Source organism: Enterobacter cloacae complex sp. HYC042_NIDB (assembly GCF_056673315.1).
On record NZ_CP109650.1, the window covers coordinates 2,209,555 to 2,235,478 of the forward strand.

Below are 25,924 nucleotides of genomic sequence, written 5' to 3' on the forward strand. Positions count from 1 at the left end.
TACACACAGGAACCACATCATGAAAAAGACACTGACACTGATCGCCGCCGCAACCCTGAGCGCCCTGAGCTTCGCCTCCTGGGCCGACACCCTGACCGTGGGCGCATCCAACACGCCGCACGCCGAAATTCTGGAGCAGGCCAAGCCGATTCTGGCGAAGCAGGGTATCGACCTGGAGATTAAACCGTTCCAGGACTACATTCTGCCGAACACTGCGCTGGCGGGTCATGACATCGACGCGAACTATTTCCAGCACATTCCTTACCTGAACAGCGTGCTGAAAGATCATGCGGGCGATAAAGACTACGATTTTGTCAGTGCGGGCGCGATCCACATTGAGCCAATCGGCATCTACTCAAAAAAATACAAATCCCTGAAGGACCTGCCGGAAGGCGGCAAGATCATCATGCGTGATGCGGTTTCCGAGGAAGGCCGTATTCTCTCCATCTTCGAAAAAGAGGGCGTGATCAAGCTGAAGCCGGGCATCGACAAAGTGACGGCGCGCATCAGCGATATCGTTGAGAACCCGAAAAAACTGAAGTTCACGCCGAACGTGGAAGCGTCCCTGCTGCCGCAGATGTACAACAACGACGAAGGCGACGCGGTGGTGATTAACGCCAACTATGCGATAGACGCCGGTCTGGATCCGGTTCACGACCCGATTGCGGTCGAGAGCGGTGAAAACAACCCGTACGCCAACATCATTACCGTGCATCGTGGCGATGAGAAAAAGAAAGACATCGTCGCGCTGGTGAACGTGCTGCACTCCAAAGAGATTCAGGACTGGATCCGCACCAAATATAAAGGCGCGGTCATTCCAGTAAACAACTAATTATTTGATTTTCCAGATGAAGCCCGGCGAGATCCTCGCCGGGCTTCTTTTTTGTATCCGGCGGGAGAATCATTTAAGCTCAACGTTTAACAGGCAATGGAGTGATGACGATGGGTAACGTGACCAAAGATGAAGCGCTGTACCAGGAGATGTGCCGGGTGGTCGGAAAGGTGGTGCTGGAGATGCGTGATTTAGGGCAGGAGCCGAAGCATATTGTCATTGCGGGCGTGCTGCGCACGGCGCTGGCGAACCAGCGCATCAAGCGCAGCGCACTGACAACCGAAGCGATGGAAACGGTGGTTAAGGCGCTGGCCGGCTAACGCGCCAGCGTTTCGCGACCTGTTCAAGCGAGCAGCAGAGCAGGTAATAGACCGCACCCGTAAAGATAAAGATGGCCGCCGGGTAGATTTGCACCCGGTTATTTACCTGTCCCGCCACCGTGGTTAGCTCCGGGACGTTGACGATGAATGCCAGCGACGTATCCTTCAGCAGGCTGATAAAAATTCCCACCAGCGACGGCAAAATATTTCTCAGCGTCTGCGGCAGCAGCACGCGCCACAGGGTTTGCTGCGTGCTGAACCCCTGAGACAGCGCGGCCTCGTTTTGACCCGCAGGGAGCGCCCTGAGCCCGGCAAAAACCGAATGCATCACCGATGCCGCCGTAAACCAGGCCAGCGCCAGCGTCACGGTCAGCGCCCCCGGCAGATCCCCGCCGGTGATCATCGGCAACAGGTACCACATCCAGAAAATCACAAAAATCAGGGGAATACCGCGAATCAACTCCGCCCACAGAAAAAGCCCCCTGCGCACCAGCCCAGGATAGCGCCAGGCGAGGCACGCCAGCGCCACGCCGCCGGGAAGCGCAAGCAGGGTGGCCCCTGCGGCCATCAGCAGCGAAAGCAGTACGCCGCCGGGTTCACCCGCTGCCGTTCGTCCCCACAGCAGATAATCCAGGTTTTCGACAATAACGTTAAATCCTGCAATCATCTTTCTTCCTCCCTGAATGCGGACCGACGCGCACCAGCACCATCCCCATGACAATGCCGGTAAGCAAATAGAGCACCGTACCGACGATAAACGCCTCCATGGCGTGGGCGTTGTAACTTTCAATCTGCCGGACCTGGTAGGTTAGCTCAGCGAAGCCAATCCCACTGGCGAGCGAGGAGAGCTTCATCAAGTTGAGGTACTGGCCGACAACGGGCTGCCAGGCGTTGGCGAGCCCCTGCGGCAGAAGGATGTAGCGAAATAAACGCCACGACGAGAACCCTTGCGCCAGTGCCGCCTCCTGCTGTCCGGCAGGAACAGAACGCAGTCCCGATGCCGCTTCCTCAATTAAAAACGCCGAGGTAAAAACGCCCAACCCCCAGGCAGAACATAAAAACTCAGGGGTAAACCACCAGACGTCGCCGGGCAGAATTGACCAGCTGTGATCCGCATTCACCGCGTCTCGAAAGCCCTGCGGTAATCCGTTCCAGGCGGCGAAATACCAGAACAGCAGCTGCACCAACAGCGGCGTATTGCGAAACAGCGATACCCAGCCGCTGACGACCGCATTCCCGATGCGTCCACCGGAAAGACGCAGGAGCAAAAAGGTCGGTGCAAGCAGGCTGGCGATCAGGCCCCCCGCCAGCGTCACCCACAGGGTGGTGAGAAATCCGGAGAGTATCCACTGCAGAGGCTGTCCGGCCAGCACGCCCTGCCAGTCGAGGGCGGGCATCAGAGGTGCTCCTGGTGCAGCGGGTTCAGCACTTTTTGCAGGAAACGCTGCGCCCGGGGATGCGACGGTTGACTGAAAAATTGCCCCGGCGGCGCGGTTTCAAGAATCTGCCCGCCGTCGATAAAGACAATCCGGTCGGCAATTTCCCGGGCGAACTGCATCTCATGAGTCACGACAATCATGGTGATCCCGCTATGGGCAAGGGCTTTCATGACGAATAACACTTCGCCAATCATCTCCGGATCGAGCGCCGACGTCGGCTCGTCGAAGAGGATGATCTGCGGCGACGAGGCCAGGGCGCGGGCAATCGCCACGCGCTGCTGTTGGCCGCCGGAAAGCTCAGCGGGGAAGTGGTGAGCCTTTTCCTGCATTCCGACCTTCTCCAGCAGCGCCAGCGCGCGCTCCTGAGCTGGCTGCGGCTTCCAGCCGTGCACATGCTCCAGCGCCAGGGTGATGTTCTGGCTGGCGGTGAGGTGGGCATACAGATTGAACTGCTGAAACACGAATCCAACGCGGCTGCGCAGCTGACGCAGCCTGCTGCCGGAAAGCTGCCCGGTCGGCTTGCTGTCGACCAGGATTTCCCCGCCGCTCAGGGTTTCAAGCTGATTGATAAGACGGATCAGCGTTGACTTACCCGAACCGGAAGGGCCGAGAATAGCAACCACTTCACCGGGCGTGATGGTGAGGTTAATGTCGCGTAAAACCTGATGGTCGCCGTAGCGTTTGTCCACGTGACGAAACTCAACGCTGGCCTGTTCCAGATGTGAAAAATCCGCGGCACCGGCCGCGGAGTGGGAAAATAAACCTGAGAGCATAATTACCTGGCTTCTATTTTAAAGGCGCGAGGCTGTGGAGCGGGCGTGTTTGGGCCAAACCAGACGTCATAGATTTTTGCCGCCTGACCGTTCTTCTCGAGATTAACCAGCTCATCATTGACTGCTTTCAGCAGCGCCGTTTCACCTTTCTTCACCCCGACGCCAATTTCTTCTTTACTGAGCAGATCGGGCAGGATTTTGAAGTTCGCTTTATCCGGGGCCTGTGCCAGCAGGCCTGCAAGAATTGTGCTGTCCTGGGTAATGGCCTGTACGTTGCCGTTGCGCAGCGCCGTCAGCGCCAGAGGAATGTCGTCATAAGCCAGCACGCGGGACTGCGGGAAACGCTGGTGGAGCGCCTGTTCACCCGTGGTGCCTTTGACCGCGCCAATGCGCGCCCGGCTGTATTCATCCAGCTTATCGGGCGATTTGGCGGGAACCAGGAACTGTTGTCCGGTCACGAAATAGGGGGTGGAGAAATCAATCACCTGCGCGCGTTCCGGGGTGATGGTGATATCCGCTACGATCAGATCTGCTTTTCCGGACTGAAGCAGCGGAATGCGGTTGGCCGGATTGGTGGCAACCAGTTCAAGCTTCACGCCGAGTGATTTTGCCAGTGCTTTGGCAAAGTCCACGTCGTAACCCACGATCTCGTGCGTTTTTGCATCAATTGAGCCAAACGGTGGGTTGGCGTCAAACGTGGCGACTTTCACCACCCCCGCGGCCTTAATATCTTCCAGCCGATCGGCCAGCGCCTGCGCTGAAAACAGGCTCCCGGCGGCCAGTAATCCCAGAACTGCCGTCCCTTTTTTAAACCTTTTCATCTTTGCTGCCATAGTCATCGTTCGTCCCGTTGTTTTTGTTTTGCACCGTTACGCTCCCATAAGCAAAAGCTATCGCCAAATAAGAAAATGTTCTTTGCTCTATACAAAAAAGCATTAGTGAACAGTGTGTTACCGGCAGGTAAATGTAAGGAGCTATTTGCACTTCCTGCACATTGACTGCCGGAATTGATATTTCCGCGGCCAGGAAACGCGTGCTTAACTCAGGGCTGGTGAAGCGAGAGGGGTAAAGGCAATGAAAAAATGGATCGGCACGCTACGGCGGTTTTTTGCGACCCGGTCAGCGAATGCGGAGAACAGCGCGCAGCGTGTTCTGGAGTCAATACTGCCTGTTGCCAGCCTGTATGGCGTGGACGTCGCTAACATCGACCCGGAGTGGTTCCATGATAAAACGTCACGCTGAACTTCGCCGCACGCGCGAAACGTACTGGAATGAGCTGTGCGTGATCCGTGTAAAGCAGGGATGAACGGAAAAATACGCGGGCAAATCCTCGGTAAACCCTGGCCGTTTTGATACCAATATCTCCTTTCTCAGAAGGAGATGATAATGAAACGGACAGTATTAACCCCGGCACTTTCTGCCACCGCACTACTGATTGCCATGCAGGCGGCGCACGCTGCGCCACAGGCACACGTCGTCTGCGGTTACTCCCACACGCTCGGCGACGATGCCATTATGATGCACGGCATGCCCAACGAGGCCATGCTGCACGATTTTTTTGGCAACGTGCAAACGGATGCCTTCTCCAGCCGTGAATCGCTGCGTAAAGATGAAAAGACCACCTGCGATAACAAAGCAGACAGCTCGGCCTACTGGGCACCCTCTCTGAAATTGCCTGACGGAACGGTGGTCAAACCCGCCTATCAAAAAACCTATTATCAGGCATCGAACGTCGACGCCTGGCCGCTGCACCCGTTCCCGGCGGGGCTGTCGCTGCTGGCGGGCGATCATCACGGCACCGCCCCGAATCCACATATCACCTTCCTGTGCGCTAACGGCAAGGGCTACACCACCAAAACGGGTGAGGTCTGCGGCTTACGCAAGGCGAACGATGCCGTGCAGTTTAATATCGGCATTCAGTTTCCGAACTGCTGGGACGGGGTAAATCTTAAGCCCGCTCACGGTCTGGCCAACGCCACCTACGACACCAAAGGGCAGTGCCCGTCCGACTTCCCGGTGAAAATTCCCACCGTGAACATGAACATTGCGTACGTGCTCCCGACGATTAGCTCGCTCGATACCAGCAAAGCGCAGCTTTCTCTCGACCCCATCATGCACGGCAACGAGCGTGAAGAGCGGTGGGGGAGCCTGTATACGGCGCATGCTGATTTTATGAACGGCTGGACGGAAGACGCCGCGCGCTTTATGACCGACCTGTGCATGAACCGCGGTCTGGACTGCGGCACCACCGTTCCGTATGGTTATTCAAAAGCGAAGGCCAACGTCTGGCTCAGCAGCCTGGAGCCCGCGCTTACCCAGCCAGAGCCCCAGGTCCTGCTGGTGCAGGATAACTGGCAGAACGGCGGGCGCACCAAAAACAGCGAAACGCTGTCGCTGGTGAAGTTTCACATTCCCCCGCTGCCTGCCGGACAGGATCCTTCGCAGTTTAAATACCGCGTGCGGATTTATGGCGGGAAAGTGGAAACAAACGGCGCGGATCAAATTTTCTTCTATCCGGCAAGCAACGACTGGGATCCGGCCAGCGTGAGCTGGCAGTCGCGGCCAGCCTGTAACTACCGCTCGGATGCGGTGCTTTACCTTAACCACTCCCGCGAATACCGGATGGTGGACGTGGATAAGGCGGTGCGCAAGGCGCTGGCAGAAGGGAAAACCGAGATTTCGTGGTACATCGGCGGCGATCGTCAGGGAAATCACTACCAGTTTGAGACGGCGTCTTCCCCGCAAAGCCTGATCCTGATGCTGACCGGCTTTAGCAAAACGCCTGAGATCTGATTACGCCCGCGTTTTTTTGTTCTCATCAACGTTAACTGGTAATGTCGACAGCCTGAATGACGGGCCAGTTAACGCGATGAGCATAAAAAAGATGATAAAGCGCAGCATCGCTGCGTGGGTGGTGGTCTGCCTGATAAGCGGCGTGCTGTTGTATGCGGAACAGATACGCCGCCAGTTCTGGGAGCGCGATCGAGAGTTTACGGCGCTGTATTCGGGGATCGGCGCCGTGCTGACGCAAAACGAGTCGGTACTTCCGCTTCTCACCGGCGATGAAGACCTCACCGCGTTACGCAAAAAATTCCCCCACATTAAGGCTCTGGAAAAAACCACCGGTCGCGCGCTGGACGCCGCCCGCGTGGAGCCTTTTCGCGGCGTTCAGTACTGGCTATACAACCCGTGGCGGCAGATCCGCATCCTGATCGACTTAAGCGCGCTGCTTGCGCCGAGCCATAGCTTTGCTGAGCTGCATCTGAATCTCTCGAATGACGATCGTCCGCGGTCAACGGGCACTTTCTGGCACTGGCAGCGCACCTTCCCGCAGCATACTCAGCCCTTTATTCTCACTGCCGCGGCAGATCCGGACTGGTTCAGGGTCTCCTGGCTGGCGTATCCGCTGCTGTTTCTGACGTGGGGGATAGTGATTGCGGGCGCGGGAACCGTGCTCTGGCAGCGCAAACAGCGCCAGCAGGCCGAACAGCGTGCGCTCTATTATCAGCACGCCAGGCTTAACACGCTGGGAGAGATCACTGCGGGCATTGTCCATGAAATCAACCAGCCGCTGACCGCCGTGCAAACCTGGATCCAGGGGGCGCAGCGACAGCAGCAGGATAATCCGCAGGCCGTGTCGCAGGCGCTCGCGGCCGCGCTGCTGCAAACGCAGCGTATCAGCGCCTTGCTGACCCGGTTTCGCGAGCATGTGGTACAGGAAAAGGTGACCCTGCGCGAAACCGATCTGGTGCAGTGCTGGCAGCAGGTGGAGAATTTACTGGAGCACGAGCGTAAATCCCGACGTATCGCAGTTATTCATGCGTTTGCTGTGGATGCTACGACCGTAATGGCGGACCGACTCTGGCTGGAGCAGATCCTGCATAATCTGCTCAGCAATGCGATTCAGGCGCAGCAGGAGAGCGCGGACGGCTGGGTGCGAATCGACAGTCAGAAAAATGAGAAGGGCATTCTGGTTACCCTGACCGACGGCGGGCCCGGGTTTAGCCCGGATGCCCTGCAGAACGCATTTATGCCATTCTTCAGCGGACGCCCCGGCGGAATTGGGCTGGGAATGACGTTAACGGAAACGCTGATGACGCGCATGAACGGCTCGATCGCCCTGGGCAATGCCCCGCAGGGTGGGGCGCAGATCCGCTTGCAGTTGGCAGCAGGAAAGGAGTTAAAACATGGATAAGGTGGTCTGGCTCATTGATGACGACGAGTCCATCAGAGAATCCCTGTCGTTTTTACTGTCGGGGATGGGCTGGCAGGTTAAGACGTTTGCGAGCGTCGAGGCTTTTACTCAGGCGCAGAGCGGTGAATCGGCGCTTGTCGGCTGTCTGCTGCTGGATATGCGCATGCCGGGCAAAGGCGGGCTGGCGTGGCTGGAAGAGGGCGAATGGCCGTGGCCGCTGCTTCCGGTCGTTGTCATGACCGGACACGGAACGATCGACGCCTGCCGTCGCGCGTTTCGCAACGGCGTATTTGAGTTTTTCACCAAGCCGTTAGACGCCGATAAGCTCATCGAAACGGTTGGGCTGGCCTTTGAGGAGAGTCAGCGACGGTCTGCCGCCTGGCAGGATATTTCGCAGATCAAAGCACGCTTTGAACAGCTAACCGCGCGGGAGCACGAGGTACTGACCGTACTGATGGAAGGGTGCAGTAATAAAGAGGTGGCAGCACGCCTGAATCTTTCCCCGAGAACCGTGGAAGCGCACCGTGCGGCGGCGTTTGCCAAGCTCGGCGTCACCAGTCTGGTACAGGCGAGCCGGGCGTACGACAAATTGCAATCCGTATAACTACCAGGTGGAGTGCGTAATCAACCGAATTACGTTTCATCGCGCCGTTAAGTAACCTCCGGGATGTCTAACAACACGCGAGGAAGTGCGATGAAAAAAGTCATGATGGTTGCGGCACTGGTCGCAGGTAGCGTAAGTCTGGCCGCACAGGCCGAGACGTTGACCCAAAAAAATCTCTCTCTGACGCAGGCTAACGCACTGGCAACATCAGCCATTCAGTCCTGTGCAGCGAAAAATTACCAGGTCGCGGTCACGGTGGTTGACCGTGCGGGCGTGGTAAAAGCGGTGCAGCGTATGGATAACGCCGGTCCTCACACGGTTAAAGCCAGCGAAATGAAAGCGTTTACGGCGCTCAGCGCAAAGAATGCGTCAGGCAAAGTGATGGAAGCGGCGCAGAGCAATGCGGGCGCACAGAACATGCGTGATATTCCTGGCTACCTGCTGCTGGCAGGTGGTCTGCCGGTAAAAGAAGGCGATGAGGTGATTGGGGCGATCGGCATCGGCGGCGCGCCGGGCGGTCATCTTGATGAAGCCTGCGCTCAGGCGGCCATTGACGGGCTGAAAAAGTAATATAAAAAAAGCACCGGTTTACCGGTGCTTTTTTTATCAAATCTTGCAGGCATCACCGCAGTCGTCGTCGGCAACAATCGCCTGCGCTTTTTTATCCGCGTCGTCCAGACGTTCCGCGTTACGCTCTTCCGCTTCATCCAGACCGTTAAAAACTAAGTTATCGAGATCAATTTCCATGTTGCACCTGCTCTGTTCGGTTTTTGATACTGGCACAGTATAGGGTAAAAAACGTCGGCAATGTACCTCGCAGCACATAAGGATAATCCCTGCCATACTCAGTGCTTTATCACCGAGGAGCGCTCATGATTACACTCTGTAAAACCTGCGGTACCTCCTACGATGGAAAGCCGGAGAGATGTCCGATTTGCGAGGATGAACGCCAGTACGTCCCGGTCAGCGGTCAGGCGTGGATTGATTACGCGACGGTGACGGCCACGCACGTGAATAAATGGCAGCAGCTGGAGCCCGCGCTGTTCAGTATCAAAACGGTTCCCGTTTTTGCGATTAACCAGAGGGCGCTGCTTCTGCGCACCCCGCACGGCAATATTCTTTGGGACTGCATTGCCAACCTTGACCCGGCAACCCAAACGCTCATCACAGCGCTCGGTGGCCTTCACGCCATTGCGATTTCGCATCCGCACTATTACACCACGATGCAGGAGTGGGCCGCGGCTTTCGATGCGCCGGTCTACCTGCACGCCAGCGACCGCGAATGGGTGATGCGCAACAGCCCGGCGATTCATTTCTGGGAGGGGGAGGCGCTGGAGATTTGGCCGTCCGTCACGTTGCTACGTCTCGGCGGCCATTTTGCGGGCGGAACGGTGCTGCACTGGCAGGAGGGCGAGGGCGTTTTGCTGGCGGGGGATATTTTGCAGGTCACCCCGGGGAAAGATGCGGTGTCGTTTATGTGGAGCTACCCGAATATGCTCCCGCTGCCTGTCCGTACGGTTGAGGACGTTACCCGGCGCCTGGCGGGAAAATCGTTCGCTCGTCTTTACGGCGCGTTCGAAGGGCAAAACATCCCGGCGAACGCCGACAACATCGTGCAGCGGTCGGGCCAGAAATATATTGCTTGTCTCAGGTAAAGTACGGTGGGTAAACTTTACGAGTGTGATCGCGATCATACCTAAACGAAAACAGATAAAAGAGAAATTGCTATGCAACATATCATTGAAGGTTTTCTCAGCTTTCAAAAAGAGATTTTCCCGCAACGTAAAGAGCTCTTTCGCAGTTTAGCGTCCAGCCAGAATCCCAAAGCGCTGTTCATCTCCTGCTCCGACAGCCGTCTGGTTCCTGAACTGGTCACCCAGCAAGAGCCGGGACAGCTTTTTGTCATTCGTAATGCTGGCAACATTGTCCCGCCTTTCGGGCCGGAGCCGGGCGGCGTATCTGCAACTATCGAGTACGCGGTGGTGGCGCTGGGCGTGACGGATATCGTGATCTGCGGCCACTCCAACTGCGGCGCGATGAAGGCAATTGCCGATAACGCCAACCTGGAGCCAATGCCAGCCGTGTCGCACTGGCTGCGCTATTCCGACGCGGCGAAAGCCGTGGTAGAGAAGAAAAGCTGGGACAAGCCTATCGATAAAGTGAATGCGATGGTGCAGGAGAACGTGTTTGCGCAGCTGAGCAACATCAAGACCCATCCGTCCGTCGCGGTGGGCCTGCGTAATAACTCACTTCGTCTGCACGGTTGGGTGTATGACATTGAAAGCGGCAAAATCCTTGCCCTGGATAAGAACACCAAAACGTTCGTATCGCTGTCGGAAAACCCGGAGGTCTTCTTCGAGTAATCACCGATAGCAGGGCATGGAAGCCCTGTCAGTTCTCCACGTACGGTAACCGACGCCGTCTCCCCGAGGCAGGTTTTTCAGCCGCCTTCGCCATCGCCTCTGCAATCTCCGCACACTCCGCCAGCCCCTGAACGAAGGGACTATCGTGCATCAGCCACGGTATCGCACCGAAAGCAATGCGCCCGCGAACCGTTTCAGGCGCTTTAAGCGTGTAATCCTCGCCAACGTCGGGTATCTCGTCGCCCGTCTCTGCCAGCTGTTTACGCAGCGTCGGGAAAGGCAAGTCCTTTGTTTTGAGCGGCTTTTGTCCGCGCGCGTCAATAAACACGTCGAAACGATAAACGCTCTCTTTGGTGGTAATTACCGTCCGATCGCTGCCAGCATCGAGCGTGTAATCATCGCCGAGCGCCGCCACGCTAATGATGCCGGCCTCGCGAAGCGCAAGCAGCCTGCGGATAGACTGCGGCGGAATGGCGGCATAGTTGTCGATAAACACGCGGGCGAGGCCCTGCTTAAAGCGCTCTCTGTCCTCTTCGTTGAGGTGGGGCACAATCTCCTGAACCACCTCATGCAGTCGAAGGACGGTATAGCGCCAGGCCACGGTGCGCCGTTCGCGTTTGTTGCGTTCAACCTCACTGAGGTTCTCTTCCGCCCAGGTAAAGGGCCCGTGCCGTTTACGGTCCTCAAACCATGCCTCACGAAGGCTGTCGGCATCCTGGTTACGCAGAGAAATTTTCTCGCACCACGCTGGGTCAGCGAGCTCGAGCTCTTTCACCATCAGGGAAAATATGCGGTCAAGCAGACCGTCCGATCCTTTGGCTATCTCGTGTTCAACCCCGAATTCGGTCAATACCGACAGCGGTTCGTAAGGGATTGGACAGTAAAAATCGGCTTCCGGCAGAATGCCCGTGCGGGACATCAGCGTAATGTTTAACCCTTCACTGCCCTTGTCGAGGAGGAATTTACCGTCACGAAACTCACCGTGCTGCATTACCACCGCCATAGCCGCGTCCAGACCGCTCAACGACGTTCCCATAATGCCCACGCGACAAGGGGGAATGCTGGCGTCCATCAACCCCGACCACGGGCTGGGGAAGAACGTGCGCGTGGCTTCCTCCTCATCTGGCCAGACGTGGCCGGTGGCGATAACCGCCAGGTCGAACCGATCGGGCAAAGTGGTGTCGTTGACGGAAAGCGTTACGCCGGTTGTCGAGGGGATGATGTCCGTTACCTTCGCGGATTCATGGACCGTAACCTGGAACCCCAGCTTTTTTGCCTCTTTCACGATTGAACGCAAGCTGTCGCGAAAATACTCTCCCAACAGGAGTCTGGGCAGGAACTGCCGGTCATGCAGGCTGGCTTTATCAACCTTAAAGCGCGCCAGATGGGCGTCGCTCTGTTCCTTGAGCCAGTCGAGGTAGGTCATAAAAATGGGCGGAATTTCTATGCTCGCAATGTTCGCCAGCATCAGCCGGGAATTATCGTCGTCGTTATAGGGCATGCCCACGCCGGCTTCATCGGCCTGTTCGAAGACGGATACGGAGAGCGGGGTGCTGTTATTAAGCAGATGATAAAAGGTGTAAATCCCTGTGGGGCCGGAGCCGATAATCGCGATATTCTTCATTGACGCGCTTCCTGTATTTATTCCATAAGAAAAGCGTAGCAGGAGAATAATGATGAAAATAAGCGATTAAGAAAATTCAGGGTAAAAGGAGAGAATTTGCACCATTTCAGGACTGAAATGGTGCGTCCGAGTGGACTCGAACCACCGACCCCCACCATGTCAAGGTGGTGCTCTAACCAACTGAGCTACGGACGCAGAATGGTGCGTTCAATTGGACTCGAACCAACGACCCCCACCATGTCAAGGTGGTGCTCTAACCAACTGAGCTATGAACGCAACGTGTTGTCGGTGACAACGGGGACGAATATTAGCGGCACAGCATCAAGGAGGCAAGAGGGAAAACGCATTTTTCTCTCTGATTTCACGCGATTGCTTCATTACCGCGCAAAGTGAAGAGAAAGTAGCCGCCAGCTGGCGGCTACTGCGTAGTTAACGCGCAGCGCGCTGCAAAATTACCGTTGACGGCTGGCGCTGCAGGAAGCGCATGCGCATCATCATCATGATCGCCGCCGACGTCAGTCCGATGATAAAGCCCATCCAGAATCCGGCTGGCCCCATGCGATCAACGACCAGATCGGTCAGCGCCAACACGTAGCCAGTAGGCAGACCCAGCACCCAGTAGGCGATAAAGGTAATAAAGAAGATCGAACGCGTGTCTTTATATCCGCGCAATACGCCGCTGCCAATCACCTGGATGGAGTCAGAAATCTGATACACCGCAGCCAACAGCATCAGGTGCGAAGCCAGCGCCACCACGTCCGGGTTGTCGTTATAGAGCAGGGCGATCTGCTCGCGCAGCGCCACCGTAAACAGCGCCGTACAGATGGCCATGCAAACACCGACGCCCAGCCCGGTGCGCGCCGCCGTTTGCGCATCCAGGGTGGAGCCCTGTCCCAGGCGGAAGCCGACACGAATCGTCACCGCCGCCGCCAGCGACATCGGCAGGACGAACATCAGGGAGCTGAAGTTGAGCGCGATCTGGTGTCCGGCCACGTTAATAATCCCCAGCGGGGAGACCAGCAGGGCAACCACGGCAAAGAGCGTCACCTCAAAGAACAGGGCCAGCGCAATCGGCAAGCCTAGCTGCACCAGGCGCGTCATGATGCTCCAGTCCGGCGTGCTGAATCTGTTCTCGTTACGAATATCGCGCATTGAACGGGCGCGTTTCACATAAGCGATCATACTGAAGAACATTACCCAGTAAACCGCAGCCGTCGCCACGCCACAGCCGACGCCGCCCAGCTCCGGCATGCCGAAATGGCCGTAGATAAAGATGTAGTTCACCGGAATATTCACCAGCAGGCCGATAAAACCCATCACCATGCCGGGCTTGGTTTTCGCCAGCCCTTCACACTGGTTACGGGCGACCTGGAAAAAGAGGTAGCCGGGCGCACCCCAGAGCAGGGCGCGCAGATAGCCCACGGCTTTGTCTGCCAGCGCCGGGTCAATATTATGCATGGCGCGGATGATATGACCCGCGTTCCAGAGCACGACCATAATCAGCACGGAGACAAACCCTGCCAGCCAGAAACCCTGACGGACCTGATGGGCAATACGCTCGCGACGACCCGAGCCATTAAGCTGAGCGATAACCGGGGTGAGGGCGAGCAGCAGACCGTGGCCGAACAGGATGGCCGGCAGCCAGATTGACGTGCCGATAGCAACGGCCGCCATATCGGTGGCGCTGTAGCCACCCGCCATTACCGTATCCACAAATCCCATTGCGGTCTGGGCCACCTGCGCGACGATCACTGGTATAGCCAGTGCCAATAGCTGGCGCGCTTCATTCATGTACTTCTGCACGTGAACACCTTTATTTTGTAGTTATATGAGAGACTAAAAAAGCCGCCGAAACGGGCAGCAAGAAGAAAATGCAGGGGGGTGCCAGCTATTGTAGCGGGCTTTAGCTATTTATCTAGTGAAAAAATCGCCAGAAAATGCGCTCCGCTGGCAACCTGTTTTTCCAACTGTTATTGTGGTGGGATTAAACGGTGTCACCACCGTCCGGAAAAAACAGGAGTTGTAAGCATGTTTACTGGTATTGTGCAGGGCACCGCCAAAGTGGTGTCCATTGATGAAAAACCTAATTTTCGTACTCATGTTGTAGAGCTGCCGGAATATATGCTCGACGGCATCGAAACCGGCGCCTCGGTTGCCCATAACGGCTGCTGCCTGACCGTCACCGAAATTAATGGCAACCAGATTAGCTTTGATTTAATGAAAGAGACGCTGCGTATTACCAACCTGGGCGAGCTGGTGGTGGGGGACACCGTCAACGTTGAGCGCGCGGCGAAGTTCAGCGACGAGATTGGCGGCCATCTGATGTCCGGGCACATCATGACCACCGCCGAAGTGGCGAAAATCGTCACATCAGAAAATAACCGTCAAATCTGGTTTAAAGTGCAGGACCCGTCATTAATGAAATACATCCTCTATAAAGGGTTTATTGGCATTGATGGGATTAGTCTGACGGTGGGAGAAGTTACTCCGACGCGTTTTTGCGTGCATTTAATTCCCGAGACGCTGCAGCGCACCACGCTGGGTTCGAAAAAACTGGGGCATCGCGTGAATATCGAAATCGATCCGCAAACCCAGGCGGTTGTAGATACCGTTGAGCGCGTGCTGGCCGCAAAAGAAGCCGCAATAATTAAAGCTGTAGAAGAAGAATAAAAAATAACCCCGGCTGGCCGGGGTTATTTTTCTAGCGTGCGACCCGCAAGCCGTGTTCAATCCCACGGCTAAAAACAACCTGCCAGAGCTGAATATCTCGCGCGCGAAACGCTCCCGCGCAGGCATTCAGATAATAGCTAAACATCCGCTTGAATCGTTCAGAATAGTTGTCCGCAATTTCAGGCCAGGCTTCCTGAAAACGTGCATGCCACGCCATTAACGTGGTGTCGTAATCCGCGCCGAAGTTATGCCAGTCTTCCATCACGAAATGGGATTCGCTGGCGTTGGCAATCTGGCGTACGGACGGTAAACAGCCATTCGGAAAGATGTATTTGTTGATCCACGGGTCAACGTTATTGTCGGTCCGCTTAGAGCCGATGGTGTGCAGCAGGAAAATACCGTCCGGTTTCAGATTACGGTCCACCACCTCGAAATAGGTGTCGTAATTTTTCGGCCCGACGTGCTCGAACATGCCCACGGAAACGACCCGGTCAAACTGTTCGTTCAGGTCCCGGTAATCCTGCAGGCGGATATCCACATCAAGCCCCAGGCACCGCTCCTGCGCCATTTTTTGCTGTTCAGCGGAAATGGTGACGCCGACCACGCTGACGCCGTAGTGCTTCGCCATAAAATACGCCAGCCCGCCCCAGCCGCAGCCAATATCCAGCACGCGCATACCGGGCTGCAACTGCAATTTCTCGCTAATCAGGCGCAGCTTGGCCTGCTGAGCCTCTTCAAGCGTCGACGCCTCTTTCCAGTAGGCGCAGGAGTATTGCATGAAGGGGTCCAGCATGCGGCTGAACAGATCGTTGCCGAGATCGTAATGCTCTTTGCCGACGATCCAGGCACGCTTTTTACTTTGCAGGTTAAAGAGACGGGCAGAGGCGACACGCAGGGTGTCTTTAAGATTACGGGGGAGCTGTTTTTCCAGACCAGCACGCAGCACGCTGGCGAAAAAAGTATCCAGCCGTTCGCATTCCCACCAGCCGTCCATATAGCTTTCCCCCAGGCCTAGCGACCCCTCGCGCAACACGCGTTTAAAAAAATCGGGATGTTTAACCTGAGGATCCGATGGGGATGATCCGTTGATAGTGATGCCTGCCCGACCTAACAGTTCACTGACGATCCGGGACCAGTTATCGTCCGGAACGCTGACTTCTTCTATACACGATGAACTCATAGCTTCTCCATCACCCTACTGTGATCAGAACCTTAAAACAGCGTAGACGCTTTTTTGGTTTGTGAGAAATCTCACGGTAAATACCGCGAGGCTAGTATCCGACGTAGAACAGAGGAAGGGAGATAACCCTTGCCGAAATGCCTTCCATGGTAAAACGGGAGCACTCCGGCTCCCGTTAACACATAATATTTATCGTATTTAATCGAACCAAATTTAGTATAGGCCTCAAAATTTGGTGATTCAATAGAAAATTCTTAGCAACCTAATCACTGAAAATTAACATAGTTTCTGGCGCGATTAGGCATGCGAGGTTTCTACCTGCGTGCTCTCATCCTGAGCGGAAGCCTGCATGCGATAGCCTATGACGGCCAGCGCAACGGTAGCCAGCATCACGCTGGTTGTCGTCAGCAGCGGCGTGGCGATCAGCGCGGAGACCACCAGGCTTGCCAGGAAGCACAGCCCCAGCTGCAGGGTGTTCTGCAGCGCAGCCGCGCGGCCTGTCGCCTGCGGGAACGGACGCAGCGCCTGCGCCACAACGATAGGGTAGATCGCCCCGTTCGCTATGGCCATCACGCAGAATGGAATCAATATTTCGGCCAGACCCGCGCCCGGAATAAACCCTACGGCCCAGGTGCCGATGACGCTCAGCGCATAGAGCACCAGCAGCCACGGCAACATCTGCTGGCCTTCCCATTTTTGCAGCGCCGCGCGACAGCCGTACCCGCCCACCAGGAACGCGATGGTCTGCGGAACGTAGCTCAGGCCAATGGCCGCCGGGCTATAGCCCATATCGTGCAGAATAAACGGCGAGCCGGTCAGCCACGCGAAGAAGCTCGCCGAGCAGGCGGCATAGATCAGAACGTTGCCGCGATACGCTTTCGCGCTCAGCAGGGAGGTGAAGGTAATCGGCTTCGCGTCTGCGTGCGCCTCTTTTTTATGCGCGGGCTTGAGGGCGAACGCCGGCAGCATCAGCACCAGCGTGATGGCAAACAGTGTGGCAAAGATGGCCTGCCAGTCAAAGTGCGCGAGGATCCAGCTTCCCAGCAGCGGGGCGAGGGCCGGTGAGAGCCCTACCAGCGGCATGATGGTGGCGAAAATACGGTTAGTGCGGTTCGCCGGATAGTAATCGGTGACCAGCGCCTGCCAGGTCACGGCCGCGGCACAGACGCCGACCGCCTGAACAAACCGCAGCACCAGCAGCCAGGTGGCATCGCGCACCCATAGCATCCCCAGGCAGCCCACGGCAAAAATGGCCAGCCCCAGCAGCAGCACCGGTTTACGCCCAAAGCGATCCGAAAGCGGTCCCCAGAGCAGCTGCGCGAAGGCAAAACCGGCCAGGAACAGGCTCAGGCTGGCGCTGATGGCGGCAGCAGGGGTTTGCAAATCTTCCTGCATGGCGGCAAACGCCGGCAGGTACATATCGGTGGCCAAAAAGCCCAGCACGCTTAAGCCGCCGAGCCAGACTAAAAAACCTTTCCTGGGTTGCACTGTTTTATTCTCCTGAGGAGGCAGGTATATGTTGGCGCTGAGTGTAGGGAGTGCAAAGCCGCTTGTGAAACGCTAATATTTGGCGGGTGCATTCAAATTTTTTGCAGGCAGAAAATGTGGTCCGATTATTCTCTTGAAGTGGTCGATGCTGTCGCGCGTAACGGCAGCTTTAGCGGAGCGGCGCAGGAGTTGCACCGCGTCCCTTCGGCCATCAGCTATACGGTGCGACAGCTTGAGGAGTGGTTGGCGGTACCGCTGTTTGAACGGCGGCATCGTGATGTTGAATTAACGCCCGCAGGGGCGTGGTTTTTGAAGGAAGGGCGTTCTGTTATCAAAAAAATGCAGATCACCCGCGAGCAGTGTCAGCAGATCGCGAACGGCTGGCGGGGCCACCTTTCCATTGCGGTGGATAACATCGTTAAGCCCGAGCGCACCCGGCAGATGATTGTCGATTTTTATCGGCATTTCTCAGACGTAGAACTGCGGGTCTCGCAGGAGGTGTTTAACGGCGTCTGGGATGCGCTGGCGGACGGCAGGGTAGAGATGGCGATTGGCGCGACCCAGGCGATCCCGGTCGGGGGACGTTACGCCTTTCGCGATATGGGGATGCTGAGCTGGAAATGCGTGGTGGCAAGCGATCATCCGCTGGCGGCGACGGAAGGGCCGCTGAGCGACGATACGCTGCGCAGCTGGCCGTCGCTGGTGCTGGAAGATACCTCCCGCTCGCTGCCGAAGCGAATTACCTGGCTGCTGGACAACCAGCGGCGGGTTGTCGCCCCTGACTGGGGATCGTCGGCGACGTGCCTCAGCGCCGGGCTCTGCGTAGGCATGGTGCCCGCCCATTTTGCACGTCCGCGAATCGACACCGGTGAGTGGGTTGAGCTAACGCTGGAGAATCCGTTCCCGGATGCGGCCTGCTGCCTCACCTGGCAACAAAATGATGTCTCGCCGGCGATGGCCTGGCTGCTGGACTATCTGGGGGACAGCGAAACGCTTAACCGGGAGTGGCTGCGGGAGCCAGACTGACTGGCTCCGCAATGAAATTAACGACGGTAGTCGCGGAACGGGCCATCCGCAACGGAACGGCGTTCGATGAGGCGAGGGTGAACTTCAATGGACTGTGACTCTTCACGCTTGTTGACGATCCTGTCCAGCAGCATATTGAAGGCCGTTTCACCCAGTGAATCTTTCGGCTGGTGAATGGTGGTTAACGCTGGCGTGAAGAAGCGCGCGTTGCGCACGTTGTCATACCCGATCACGGAGATGTCCTGCGGTACGCGCAGACCCAGCTCGTCGGCCGCACAGAGGGCGCCCATCGCCATGATATCGCCCCCGCAGAAAACGGCGGTTGGACGGTGAGGCTGGGAGACGATCTGCTGCATCGCGCGGTAGCCTGATTCCGGCTCAAAGTCGCCCTGCACGATCCAGTTTTCCGGCACGGTGATTAGCGCTTCTTCCATCGCTTTCATAAAACCGGCCAGGCGGCCCGCGCCGGTGTTGCGTTCCAGCGGACCCGGGATCACGCCAATCTCGCGGTGGCCGCGTTCGATCAGATAACGGCCCGCCATGTAACCGCCTTCAAAGGCGTTATCGATAACGGAGTCGGTGAAGTCGGCGCGCGCTTCGCCCCAGTCCATCACCACCATAGGGATATGGCGATACTCTTCCAGCATCGACAGCACGGATTCCGGGTACTCTGAACACATTACCAGCAGGCCGTCCACGCGCTTTTGCGCCATCATCGACAGGTAGGCGCGCTGTTTTTCAATGCTGTTCCAGGCGTTGCCGAGAATCAGGGTATAGCCTTTCTGGAAGCAGTTTTTTTCTACCGCTTCAATGATCTCGGCAAAATAGGCCGCTTCGCTGCTGGTCGCCAGCAGACCAATAGACTTGGTGTGATTAACCTTGAGGCTGCGCGCAACCGCGCTCGGCGAGTAGTGCAGCTCTTTGATCGCTGCCCAGACGGCGTTGCGCGTCTCTTCCGCCACAAAACGGGTTTTGTTAATTACATGTGATACGGTTGTAGTGGAAACGTTTGCGCGTTTTGCTACGTCTTTAATTGTTGCCATTAAATGTCACTCCAGACCATATCCTAAACTCCTGAAAAACTTGAAGGTAAACGTTTGCCTTCTCTCACCCTTATCACGCAATTTTGAATTGCGGCACGCCGGGAAAACGACACGGGACGTCAGGAGGGGGTCAATGGCCGGTACGCTAATAAATTTAGCGTGGAATTTTGGCCTATCTTGATGAAAAGGGGAAGAGGTAAAGTGTTTATCAGCTTAAATCCAGGAAGATTTTTGACGTAAACTGTGCAAAAATGAGCAAGCTCACTTTTCGTGGGGGGATTAAAAGGAGAAAAATTGATGAGTTCCGATCTGAAGTTTTCGCTGTTCACCACCGTTATTGTGCTGGCGCTGATTGTGGCGGCTGGCCTGACGGCTGCGCTGCATTGATTTACGCGGGGGGAGAGCCTTCTCCCTCCCGAACGCTCCGATTGTTACTTCTCTGGCAAAAATCTTTTGCCATTTTGTTAACTTCTCATTTTTTGTGATTGATGTCATGCTTTCCGCTTCTTTGTTCTGTGTCACCACATGACACGGCATCCGGAGTTGACGCATGAAAATCAATTTTCCCCTGCTGGCCCTGGCGATTGGCGCTTTTGGGATTGGCACCACTGAATTCTCCCCGATGGGGTTACTGCCCGTTATCGCCCGGGGCGTGGACGTCTCGATCCCGGCCGCCGGGATGTTAATCAGCGCCTACGCTATCGGCGTGATGGTGGGAGCGCCGCTGATGACGCTTCTGCTTTCGCACCGTGCGCGTCGCAATGCGCTGATTTTCCTGATGGCGATTTTCACCCTGGGCAACGTGCTTTCGGCCATTTCGCCGGATTACACCACTCTGATGCTGTCGCGCATTCTGACCAGCCTCAACCACGGTGCCTTCTTTGGTCTGGGCTCAGTCGTGGCCGCAAGCGTGGTGCCAAAACACAAGCAGGCCAGCGCCGTGGCGACCATGTTTATGGGGCTGACCATCGCTAACATCGGCGGTGTTCCTGCGGCAACCTGGCTGGGCGAGGTCATTGGCTGGCGGATGTCCTTCCTGGCGACGGCCGGACTGGGCGTGGTCGCGATGGTGGCGTTATTCTTCTCCCTGCCAAAAGGCAGTGCGGGTGAACGCCCTGATGTACGCAGAGAGCTGTCGGTGCTGATGCGCCCGCAGGTACTCTCCGCGCTGCTGACCACCGTGCTGGGGGCAGGAGCGATGTTTACCCTCTACACCTATATTTCGCCGGTCTTACACGACATTACCCACGCAACGCCACTCTTTGTTACCGCGATGCTGGTGCTGATTGGCGTCGGCTTCTCGATTGGCAACTATCTCGGCGGGAAATTTGCTGACCGTTCCGTGAACGGCACGCTGAAGGGCTTTTTAACCCTGCTGATTGTCATTATGGTCGCGATCCCGTGGCTGGCGCAGAATGAATTCGGCGCGGCGATTGCGATGGTTGTCTGGGGCGCTGCCACCTTTGCCGTGGTGCCGCCGCTGCAGATGCGCGTGATGCGTGTCGCCCATGAGGCGCCGGGTCTCTCGTCTTCCGTGAATATCGGGGCATTCAATCTCGGCAATGCGCTGGGCGCCGCCGCCGGAGGCGCCGTGATTTCAGGCGGTCTGGGGTACAGTTTTGTGCCGGTGATGGGGGCGATTATTGCCGCGCTCGGCCTGCTGCTGGTGATGATGTCCGGCCGTAAACAGCCTGAAGCGGTTTGCACGGCTGAATAAGCAAAAACGCAGAAGGGTTACCCCTTCTGCGTGTCTCTTACGCGGCGAAGTTCTTCGCGACAAAGTCCCAGTTAACCAGAGCCCAGAAGTGCTCCAGGTAGTTCGGGCGCGCATTACGGTAATCAATGTAGTAAGCATGTTCCCACACGTCCACGGTCATCAGCGGCGTAGCGCTGGTGGTCAGCGGGGTGCCCGCGTTAGACGTGGACACGATAGCCAGTTTGCCATCCGCCTCTTTTACCAGCCACGTCCAGCCAGAACCGAAGTTCTTGATGGCGGCATCGGTAAACTTCGCTTTAAACTCTGCAAAGCTGCCAAAGGCGGCGTTGATGGCGGCTGCCAGTTCACCGGCAGGTTCGCCACCGGCATTCGGCGCCAGGCAGTGCCAGTAGAAAGTGTGGTTCCACACCTGAGCCGCGTTGTTAAAAACGCCACCCTCTGAGCTGCGAACGATCTCTTCCAGCGTTTTGCCTTCAAAATCGGTGCCCTTGATGAGGTTGTTCAGGTTAGTGACGTACGTCTGATGATGCTTGCCGTAGTGGTATTCCAGGGTTTCCGCTGAAATGTGCGGTGCCAGGGCGTCTTTTGCATACGGTAGTGCAGGTAATTCGAACGACATTGCTTCTCTCCTTATTGTATTTTGTGTTGCCAATAACCCTACAGACAACAAGGACAGGATAGCAAATTGAAAGGGTATGCAAAAGAGGAACTTACCCTGCCGCAGATGCGGCAGGGCAGGGATTAACGAATGGTTTTTGGCGTCATGACGCGACGCGCGCCGACGTAGTGACGTACCCAGTAATCTTCGCTGAGCGAGGTGATCTGAATGTCCTGACCGCTGCGCGGAGACTGGATGAATTTCCCGTTGCCGACGTAGACGCCCACGTGGTCAGCCGTACCGCGACCCTGCGTGCGGAAGAAGACCAGGTCGCCGTTTTCCAGCTCACCCCGGTTAACCGGTGACGCATCGCGCAGGTGATACATCTCATTGGCGGTACGTGGAATACGGAATTTAACCAGATCTTTATAGGCGTAATAGACGAGGCCGCTGCAGTCGAAACCGGTACGCGGCGAACTGCCGCCCCAACGATAAGGTTTGCCAATCTGCCCCATCAGTTTATTCATCGCGGTTTTTTGCGCTTTTTGCACACGCACTTTATGCACATCCGCCAGCTTTGTTACCTTCGTGCATTTTGCTTTATGGCCTTTACGGGTAATGCATTTTTCTGTAACGAGGTTAGCGGCGGTCTGCGAAGCTTTATTTTTGGCGGTGCGGGTAGTGCGGGAAGATTTTGTTTTCGTCTTGCTGGAAGCGGTTTGTTTAGTCTGAGCGGTGGTTTTTTTCTTGTCGTTCTTGTTGCTGGTTTTTTTCTTACGTTCTGTGGCTTTCACCAGATGGCTTTTTTGTACAGCAGATTGCCGCGCCTGCTGAGAGGCGTTTGCCGCTGGCGTTAACGTGAGTGATGTAAACAGTAAAGCACAGAGCGTGATCGAGATTTTAGTTATCCGCGCCACTGGGCAGTCCCCTGATATATGCAGGTCATCAATAATACCCGCGTGTGATTTACAAAGCCCGTCGATTCTAATCCATAAAAACCCGAGAAGTTAATAGCATTTTTCAATCTAAAAACGTGTTTCGTTAGCAAGTGCAAAAAAATTCATCATTCTGACGCACAATTGTTCGCTCCCTAAGCAAAACCCTGACGGGCGAAGGGGTAAACACCATTTGCAATGCAACTTTTGTGGAGTCGGGGTAAAATATATAAACGTGACTAAAATGTTATTTTCCGATGCCAGCCTGACCCGCTACAATGTCAGACTATTGCCGTAACAGAAGTTAAAGGAAGCAAGACATGAGCACCACTATTGAAAAAATCCAGCGCCAGATCGCTGAAAACCCGATTCTGCTGTATATGAAAGGTTCTCCGAAGCTGCCAAGCTGCGGCTTCTCCGCGCAAGCGGTTCAGGCGCTGTCAGCCTGTGGTGAGCGTTTTGCTTACGTTGATATCCTGCAGAACCCGGACATCCGCGCTGAGCTGCCAAAATACGCTAACTGGCCGACCTTCCCGCAGCTGTGGGTAGACGGCGAGCTGGTGGGCGGCTGCGATATCCTGATTGAGATGTATCAGCGCGGCGAACTGCAGCAGCTGATCAAAGAGACGGCGGCGAAGTACAAAACGGAAGAGCCGGACGCAGAATAATTTTCTGCGTTAATAAAAAAGCGACCTGAAGAGGTCGCTTTTTTTTATTCTTCACTGTCGCCCATCGGCAGCGGCCAGCCGCCCAGACGCTTCCAGCGGTTGACGATCTCACAGAACAGCTCTGCGGTGCGCTCCGTATCGTATAAGGCGGAGTGCGCCTGGGTACCGTCAAACGGTATACCCGCCGTAATGCAGGCTTTGGATAAAACCGTTTGTCCCAGCGCCAGGCCGCTTAGCGCGGCGGTGTCGAAGGTCACGAACGGGTGGAAAGGGTTGCGTTTGAGCGACGCGCGTTCGGCTGCGGCCATGGTAAAGCTGTGATCGAAGGTGGCGTTATGGGCTACCATGATGGCGCGGCTGCAGTTGCTCTCTTTCATGCCTTTACGCACCATTTTAAAAATGGCGTGCAGCGCATCATATTCACTGACTGCACCACGCAGCGGGTTATGCGGATCGATACCGTTAAACGCCAGCGCCTCCGGCTGTAAGTTTGCCCCTTCGAAAGGTTCAATGTGGAAATGCAGCGTGGTGTCCGGTGTAAGCCAGCCCTGTTCATCCATCTTCAGCGTGATGGCGGCAATTTCGAGCAGCGCATCGGTTTTAGCGTTAAATCCGGCTGTTTCTACATCAATGACAACGGGATAAAAACCACGAAAACGGTCGCACAGACCGCTAAATTGAGCGTTATCGGACATCAGGGTCTCTTACAAGGGGAAAAAGCAGTGCGCATTATGGCAAATTTTGCAGGGTGATGCAGTAAAACTACGGGCGCATGTTGCGCCCTGAAGGATCAGTTGCCCAGACCGCGACCCGCGTCTTTGGCTTCAATCAGCTCGATCTTGTAACCGTCCGGATCTTCTACAAAGGCAATAACGGTGGTGCCGCCTTTTACCGGGCCGGCTTCGCGCGTGACGTTACCGCCGTTGCTGCGAATGCGTTCACACGCCTCGGCCGCGTTGTCCACTTCCAGCGCGATATGGCCGTAGGCGGTGCCCAGCTCATAGCTGTCCACGCCCCAGTTGTAGGTCAGTTCAATGACCGCTTCATCCGTTTCCGGGCCGTAGCCCACGAACGCCAGCGAGTATTTGTATTCCGGGTTTTCGCTGGTGCGCAGCAGCTTCATGCCCAGGACGTTAGTGTAGAAATCGATAGAACGTTGCAGATCGCCAACGCGCAGCATGGTGTGAAGTAGGCGCATAATTTCCTCATTAACCAATGGAATAGACTATTTTTTTGAACAGAAACGATGTTTTAGTATAGCGGCGAAGTGTCGCCGCTATCAATGAACAATGGCGAGATTACAGTGAAGGGTAGTCGGTGTAGCCTTCCGCGCCGCCGCCGTAGAAGCTCTCAGGACGCTGCGGGTTCAGGGCCGCTTTCTGCTGCAGTCGAGCAACCAGATCCGGGTTGGCAATATAGTCGCGGCCAAACGCCACGGCGTCGATCAGCCCTTTATTAATCAGATCTTCGGCTTTCTCAGGGGTATAAGCACCCGCTCCGATGATCACCCCGTGGAAGCGCTCGCGCACTTTCTGACGGAAGGCTTCCGTATAAGGCTTACCGCCGGCCCAGTCCGGCTCGGACATGTGCAGATAGGCAATGCCGCGCTTCGCCAGCTCTTCAATCAGATACAGCGCGTCCGCTTCTTCATTCGGACCGTTGTCGACGTTCTGGAACGTACCGATTGGGGAGACGCGGATACCGATACGGTCCGGGCTCCACTCCTGACAAACGGCGTCAACCACTTCCAGCACCAGGCGGGCGCGGTTTTCGACGCTGCCGCCGTACTGGTCGGTGCGATGGTTAGACGACGGTGACAGGAACTGGTGCAGCAGGTAACCGTGCGCGGAGTGCAGCTCAACCAGGTCAAAACCGGCTTCGCGGGCGTTAGCAACGGCCTGGCGGAAGTCGTTCACGATACCCGGGATCTCATCCAGCTCCAGCGCGCGTGGCGTAGAGGTGTCGACGCGGATCGCGTTGCCGTTTTCATCGCGCAGGGAGGTGCGGGTGTTCGCGTTCAGGGCAGACGCTGAAACCGGCGCCTGACCGCCAGGCTGAATGCTGCTGTGGGAGATACGACCGGTATGCCACAGCTGGACCGCAATGCGACCGTCTTCAGCGTGAACGCCCGCGGTGATTTTCTGCCATGCGGCGATCTGCTCCGGGCTGTGCAGCCCCGGCGCACCCGCATATCCCTTGGCCTGAGCAGAAATCTGCGTGGCTTCAGTGATGATCAGGCCAGAGCTGGCGCGCTGACGATAGTATTCACCCATCAGTGGGGTTGGGATATCACCCGGCTCAATGCTGCGCAGACGGGTAAGCGGAGCCATAAACACGCGGTTTGGCGCGGTGACGGCACCCACTTTTAAGGGGGTAAATAATTTTTCAGCTGACATAACGACTCCTGAGTAGACCAGTCGACTAGTAATAACGTAAATAAAAACGCCTG

General features: G+C 56.2%; 29 protein-coding genes and 2 tRNA genes. 14 read left to right on the forward strand and 17 right to left on the reverse strand.

Annotation, left to right across the window (positions count from 1 at the left end):
* Positions 1 to 19 precede the first annotated feature (19 nt).
* A complete protein-coding gene (locus OKF39_RS10590) occupies positions 20 to 832 on the forward strand; it encodes a MetQ/NlpA family ABC transporter substrate-binding protein (protein ID WP_028012875.1) in 813 nt (270 codons plus the stop codon).
* A gap of 110 nt (positions 833 to 942) precedes the next feature.
* Entirely contained in the window at positions 943 to 1,152 is a 210-nt protein-coding gene (gene fumD / locus OKF39_RS10595) for a fumarate hydratase FumD (protein WP_028012876.1), read from the forward strand.
* On the opposite strand, the gene OKF39_RS10600 is transcribed toward fumD, so the two are convergent.
* The 4 genes from OKF39_RS10600 to OKF39_RS10615 are packed head-to-tail and all read right to left on the reverse strand — an operon-like array spanning position 1,133 to position 4,197.
* Positions 1,133 to 1,819, reverse strand: coding sequence for an amino acid ABC transporter permease (locus OKF39_RS10600; RefSeq protein WP_479983759.1), 687 nt, complete (start codon positions 1,817 to 1,819; stop codon positions 1,133 to 1,135). The genes fumD and OKF39_RS10600 overlap by 20 nt on opposite strands.
* Positions 1,803 to 2,549 carry an amino acid ABC transporter permease gene (locus OKF39_RS10605; protein WP_048960377.1) on the reverse strand — a complete coding sequence of 249 codons (747 nt, stop codon included), beginning with the start codon at positions 2,547 to 2,549 and terminating at the stop codon, positions 1,803 to 1,805. The genes OKF39_RS10600 and OKF39_RS10605 overlap by 17 nt, the downstream gene beginning before the upstream one ends.
* Positions 2,549 to 3,364, reverse strand: a complete 816-nt coding sequence (locus tag OKF39_RS10610) for an amino acid ABC transporter ATP-binding protein (protein ID WP_047368396.1) — start codon at positions 3,362 to 3,364, stop codon at positions 2,549 to 2,551. The genes OKF39_RS10605 and OKF39_RS10610 overlap by 1 nt, the downstream gene beginning before the upstream one ends.
* Positions 3,365 to 3,366: 2 nt before the next feature.
* A complete protein-coding gene (locus OKF39_RS10615; protein WP_071993779.1) occupies positions 3,367 to 4,197 on the reverse strand; it encodes an ABC transporter substrate-binding protein in 831 nt (276 codons plus the stop codon).
* Between the two features lie 241 nt (positions 4,198 to 4,438).
* Between OKF39_RS10615 and OKF39_RS10620 the strand changes: the two genes are divergently transcribed.
* The 5 genes from OKF39_RS10620 to OKF39_RS10640 all read left to right on the forward strand — a co-directional run bounded on the left by OKF39_RS10620 (position 4,439) and on the right by OKF39_RS10640 (position 8,733).
* Entirely contained in the window at positions 4,439 to 4,606 is a 168-nt protein-coding gene (locus tag OKF39_RS10620; protein ID WP_048338863.1) for a hypothetical protein, read from the forward strand.
* A gap of 144 nt (positions 4,607 to 4,750) precedes the next feature.
* Entirely contained in the window at positions 4,751 to 6,157 is a 1,407-nt protein-coding gene (locus tag OKF39_RS10625; RefSeq protein WP_045630173.1) for a DUF1996 domain-containing protein, read from the forward strand.
* Between the two features lie 91 nt (positions 6,158 to 6,248).
* Positions 6,249 to 7,559 (forward strand): sensor histidine kinase, encoded by a 1,311-nt coding sequence (locus OKF39_RS10630; protein WP_236307097.1) that lies wholly within the window; start codon positions 6,249 to 6,251, stop codon positions 7,557 to 7,559.
* Positions 7,552 to 8,163 (forward strand): response regulator transcription factor, encoded by a 612-nt coding sequence (locus OKF39_RS10635; RefSeq protein ID WP_047368399.1) that lies wholly within the window; start codon positions 7,552 to 7,554, stop codon positions 8,161 to 8,163. The genes OKF39_RS10630 and OKF39_RS10635 overlap by 8 nt, the downstream gene beginning before the upstream one ends.
* A gap of 90 nt (positions 8,164 to 8,253) precedes the next feature.
* Positions 8,254 to 8,733 carry a GlcG/HbpS family heme-binding protein gene (locus OKF39_RS10640; protein WP_047368400.1) on the forward strand — a complete coding sequence of 160 codons (480 nt, stop codon included), beginning with the start codon at positions 8,254 to 8,256 and terminating at the stop codon, positions 8,731 to 8,733.
* Positions 8,734 to 8,769: 36 nt separating this feature from the next.
* On the opposite strand, the gene OKF39_RS10645 is transcribed toward OKF39_RS10640, so the two are convergent.
* Positions 8,770 to 8,910: a hypothetical protein gene (locus OKF39_RS10645; RefSeq protein WP_003857665.1), complete on the reverse strand. Its 141-nt coding sequence runs from the start codon at positions 8,908 to 8,910 to the stop codon at positions 8,770 to 8,772.
* Positions 8,911 to 9,035: 125 nt separating this feature from the next.
* Here OKF39_RS10645 and OKF39_RS10650 point away from each other — a divergent pair, with 125 nt between their 5' ends.
* Both OKF39_RS10650 and OKF39_RS10655 read left to right on the forward strand, forming a co-directional pair.
* Positions 9,036 to 9,818 (forward strand): MBL fold metallo-hydrolase, encoded by a 783-nt coding sequence (locus tag OKF39_RS10650; protein ID WP_047368401.1) that lies wholly within the window; start codon positions 9,036 to 9,038, stop codon positions 9,816 to 9,818.
* 72 nt (positions 9,819 to 9,890) lie between these two features.
* Positions 9,891 to 10,526 carry a carbonic anhydrase gene (locus OKF39_RS10655; protein ID WP_028012884.1) on the forward strand — a complete coding sequence of 212 codons (636 nt, stop codon included), beginning with the start codon at positions 9,891 to 9,893 and terminating at the stop codon, positions 10,524 to 10,526.
* 28 nt (positions 10,527 to 10,554) lie between these two features.
* Here the strand turns inward: OKF39_RS10655 and OKF39_RS10660 are convergent, their stop codons facing one another.
* The 4 genes from OKF39_RS10660 to mdtK form a co-directional block, all read right to left on the reverse strand.
* On the reverse strand, positions 10,555 to 12,150 hold the full coding sequence (locus OKF39_RS10660; protein ID WP_479983760.1) for an FAD-NAD(P)-binding protein: 1,596 nt from the start codon (positions 12,148 to 12,150) through the stop codon (positions 10,555 to 10,557).
* 118 nt (positions 12,151 to 12,268) lie between these two features.
* Positions 12,269 to 12,345 (reverse strand) — tRNA-Val (locus OKF39_RS10665).
* Between the two features lie 4 nt (positions 12,346 to 12,349).
* A tRNA-Val gene (locus OKF39_RS10670) sits at positions 12,350 to 12,426 on the reverse strand.
* A 153-nt stretch (positions 12,427 to 12,579) separates the two neighbouring features.
* Positions 12,580 to 13,953, reverse strand: coding sequence for an MdtK family multidrug efflux MATE transporter (mdtK, locus tag OKF39_RS10675; RefSeq protein ID WP_479983761.1), 1,374 nt, complete (start codon positions 13,951 to 13,953; stop codon positions 12,580 to 12,582).
* A 225-nt stretch (positions 13,954 to 14,178) separates the two neighbouring features.
* Between mdtK and OKF39_RS10680 the strand changes: the two genes are divergently transcribed.
* Positions 14,179 to 14,820, forward strand: coding sequence for a riboflavin synthase (locus OKF39_RS10680; protein ID WP_028012887.1), 642 nt, complete (start codon positions 14,179 to 14,181; stop codon positions 14,818 to 14,820).
* 31 nt (positions 14,821 to 14,851) lie between these two features.
* Here the strand turns inward: OKF39_RS10680 and cfa are convergent, their stop codons facing one another.
* Together cfa and punC are read right to left on the reverse strand one after the other, a co-directional pair.
* Entirely contained in the window at positions 14,852 to 16,000 is a 1,149-nt protein-coding gene (gene cfa, locus OKF39_RS10685; RefSeq protein WP_028012888.1) for a cyclopropane fatty acyl phospholipid synthase, read from the reverse strand.
* A 297-nt stretch (positions 16,001 to 16,297) separates the two neighbouring features.
* Positions 16,298 to 17,488 (reverse strand): purine nucleoside transporter PunC, encoded by a 1,191-nt coding sequence (punC, locus tag OKF39_RS10690; protein WP_047368404.1) that lies wholly within the window; start codon positions 17,486 to 17,488, stop codon positions 16,298 to 16,300.
* Positions 17,489 to 17,602: 114 nt separating this feature from the next.
* Between punC and punR the strand changes: the two genes are divergently transcribed.
* Positions 17,603 to 18,514, forward strand: coding sequence for a DNA-binding transcriptional activator PunR (gene punR / locus OKF39_RS10695; protein ID WP_028012890.1), 912 nt, complete (start codon positions 17,603 to 17,605; stop codon positions 18,512 to 18,514).
* 17 nt (positions 18,515 to 18,531) lie between these two features.
* Here punR and purR read toward each other — a convergent pair whose 3' ends face one another.
* Positions 18,532 to 19,557, reverse strand: coding sequence for an HTH-type transcriptional repressor PurR (purR, locus tag OKF39_RS10700; protein WP_008500597.1), 1,026 nt, complete (start codon positions 19,555 to 19,557; stop codon positions 18,532 to 18,534).
* Positions 19,558 to 19,854: 297 nt separating this feature from the next.
* Between purR and cydH the strand changes: the two genes are divergently transcribed.
* Positions 19,855 to 19,944 carry a cytochrome bd-I oxidase subunit CydH gene (cydH, locus tag OKF39_RS10705; protein ID WP_020688313.1) on the forward strand — a complete coding sequence of 30 codons (90 nt, stop codon included), beginning with the start codon at positions 19,855 to 19,857 and terminating at the stop codon, positions 19,942 to 19,944.
* 163 nt (positions 19,945 to 20,107) lie between these two features.
* Positions 20,108 to 21,274, forward strand: a complete 1,167-nt coding sequence (locus OKF39_RS10710) for an MFS transporter (RefSeq protein WP_479983762.1) — start codon at positions 20,108 to 20,110, stop codon at positions 21,272 to 21,274.
* 37 nt (positions 21,275 to 21,311) lie between these two features.
* On the opposite strand, the gene sodB is transcribed toward OKF39_RS10710, so the two are convergent.
* Both sodB and OKF39_RS10720 read right to left on the reverse strand, forming a co-directional pair.
* Positions 21,312 to 21,893, reverse strand: a complete 582-nt coding sequence (sodB, locus tag OKF39_RS10715) for a superoxide dismutase [Fe] (protein ID WP_028012892.1) — start codon at positions 21,891 to 21,893, stop codon at positions 21,312 to 21,314.
* A 122-nt stretch (positions 21,894 to 22,015) separates the two neighbouring features.
* On the reverse strand, positions 22,016 to 22,789 hold the full coding sequence (locus OKF39_RS10720) for a C40 family peptidase (RefSeq protein ID WP_047368407.1): 774 nt from the start codon (positions 22,787 to 22,789) through the stop codon (positions 22,016 to 22,018).
* A gap of 338 nt (positions 22,790 to 23,127) precedes the next feature.
* On the opposite strand from OKF39_RS10720, the gene grxD reads away from it, so the two are divergent.
* Positions 23,128 to 23,475 carry a monothiol glutaredoxin 4 gene (gene grxD / locus OKF39_RS10725; RefSeq protein WP_003832760.1) on the forward strand — a complete coding sequence of 116 codons (348 nt, stop codon included), beginning with the start codon at positions 23,128 to 23,130 and terminating at the stop codon, positions 23,473 to 23,475.
* Between the two features lie 44 nt (positions 23,476 to 23,519).
* Here grxD and rnt read toward each other — a convergent pair whose 3' ends face one another.
* The 3 genes from rnt to nemA form a co-directional block, all read right to left on the reverse strand.
* Entirely contained in the window at positions 23,520 to 24,170 is a 651-nt protein-coding gene (gene rnt, locus OKF39_RS10730; RefSeq protein ID WP_028012894.1) for a ribonuclease T, read from the reverse strand.
* Between the two features lie 95 nt (positions 24,171 to 24,265).
* On the reverse strand, positions 24,266 to 24,673 hold the full coding sequence (gene gloA, locus OKF39_RS10735; RefSeq protein WP_013096923.1) for a lactoylglutathione lyase: 408 nt from the start codon (positions 24,671 to 24,673) through the stop codon (positions 24,266 to 24,268).
* A gap of 100 nt (positions 24,674 to 24,773) precedes the next feature.
* The gene (nemA, locus tag OKF39_RS10740; protein WP_028012895.1) at positions 24,774 to 25,871 is read right to left on the reverse strand and encodes an alkene reductase; all 1,098 of its coding nucleotides are present in this window, start codon (positions 25,869 to 25,871) and stop codon (positions 24,774 to 24,776) included.
* Positions 25,872 to 25,924 lie beyond the last annotated feature (53 nt).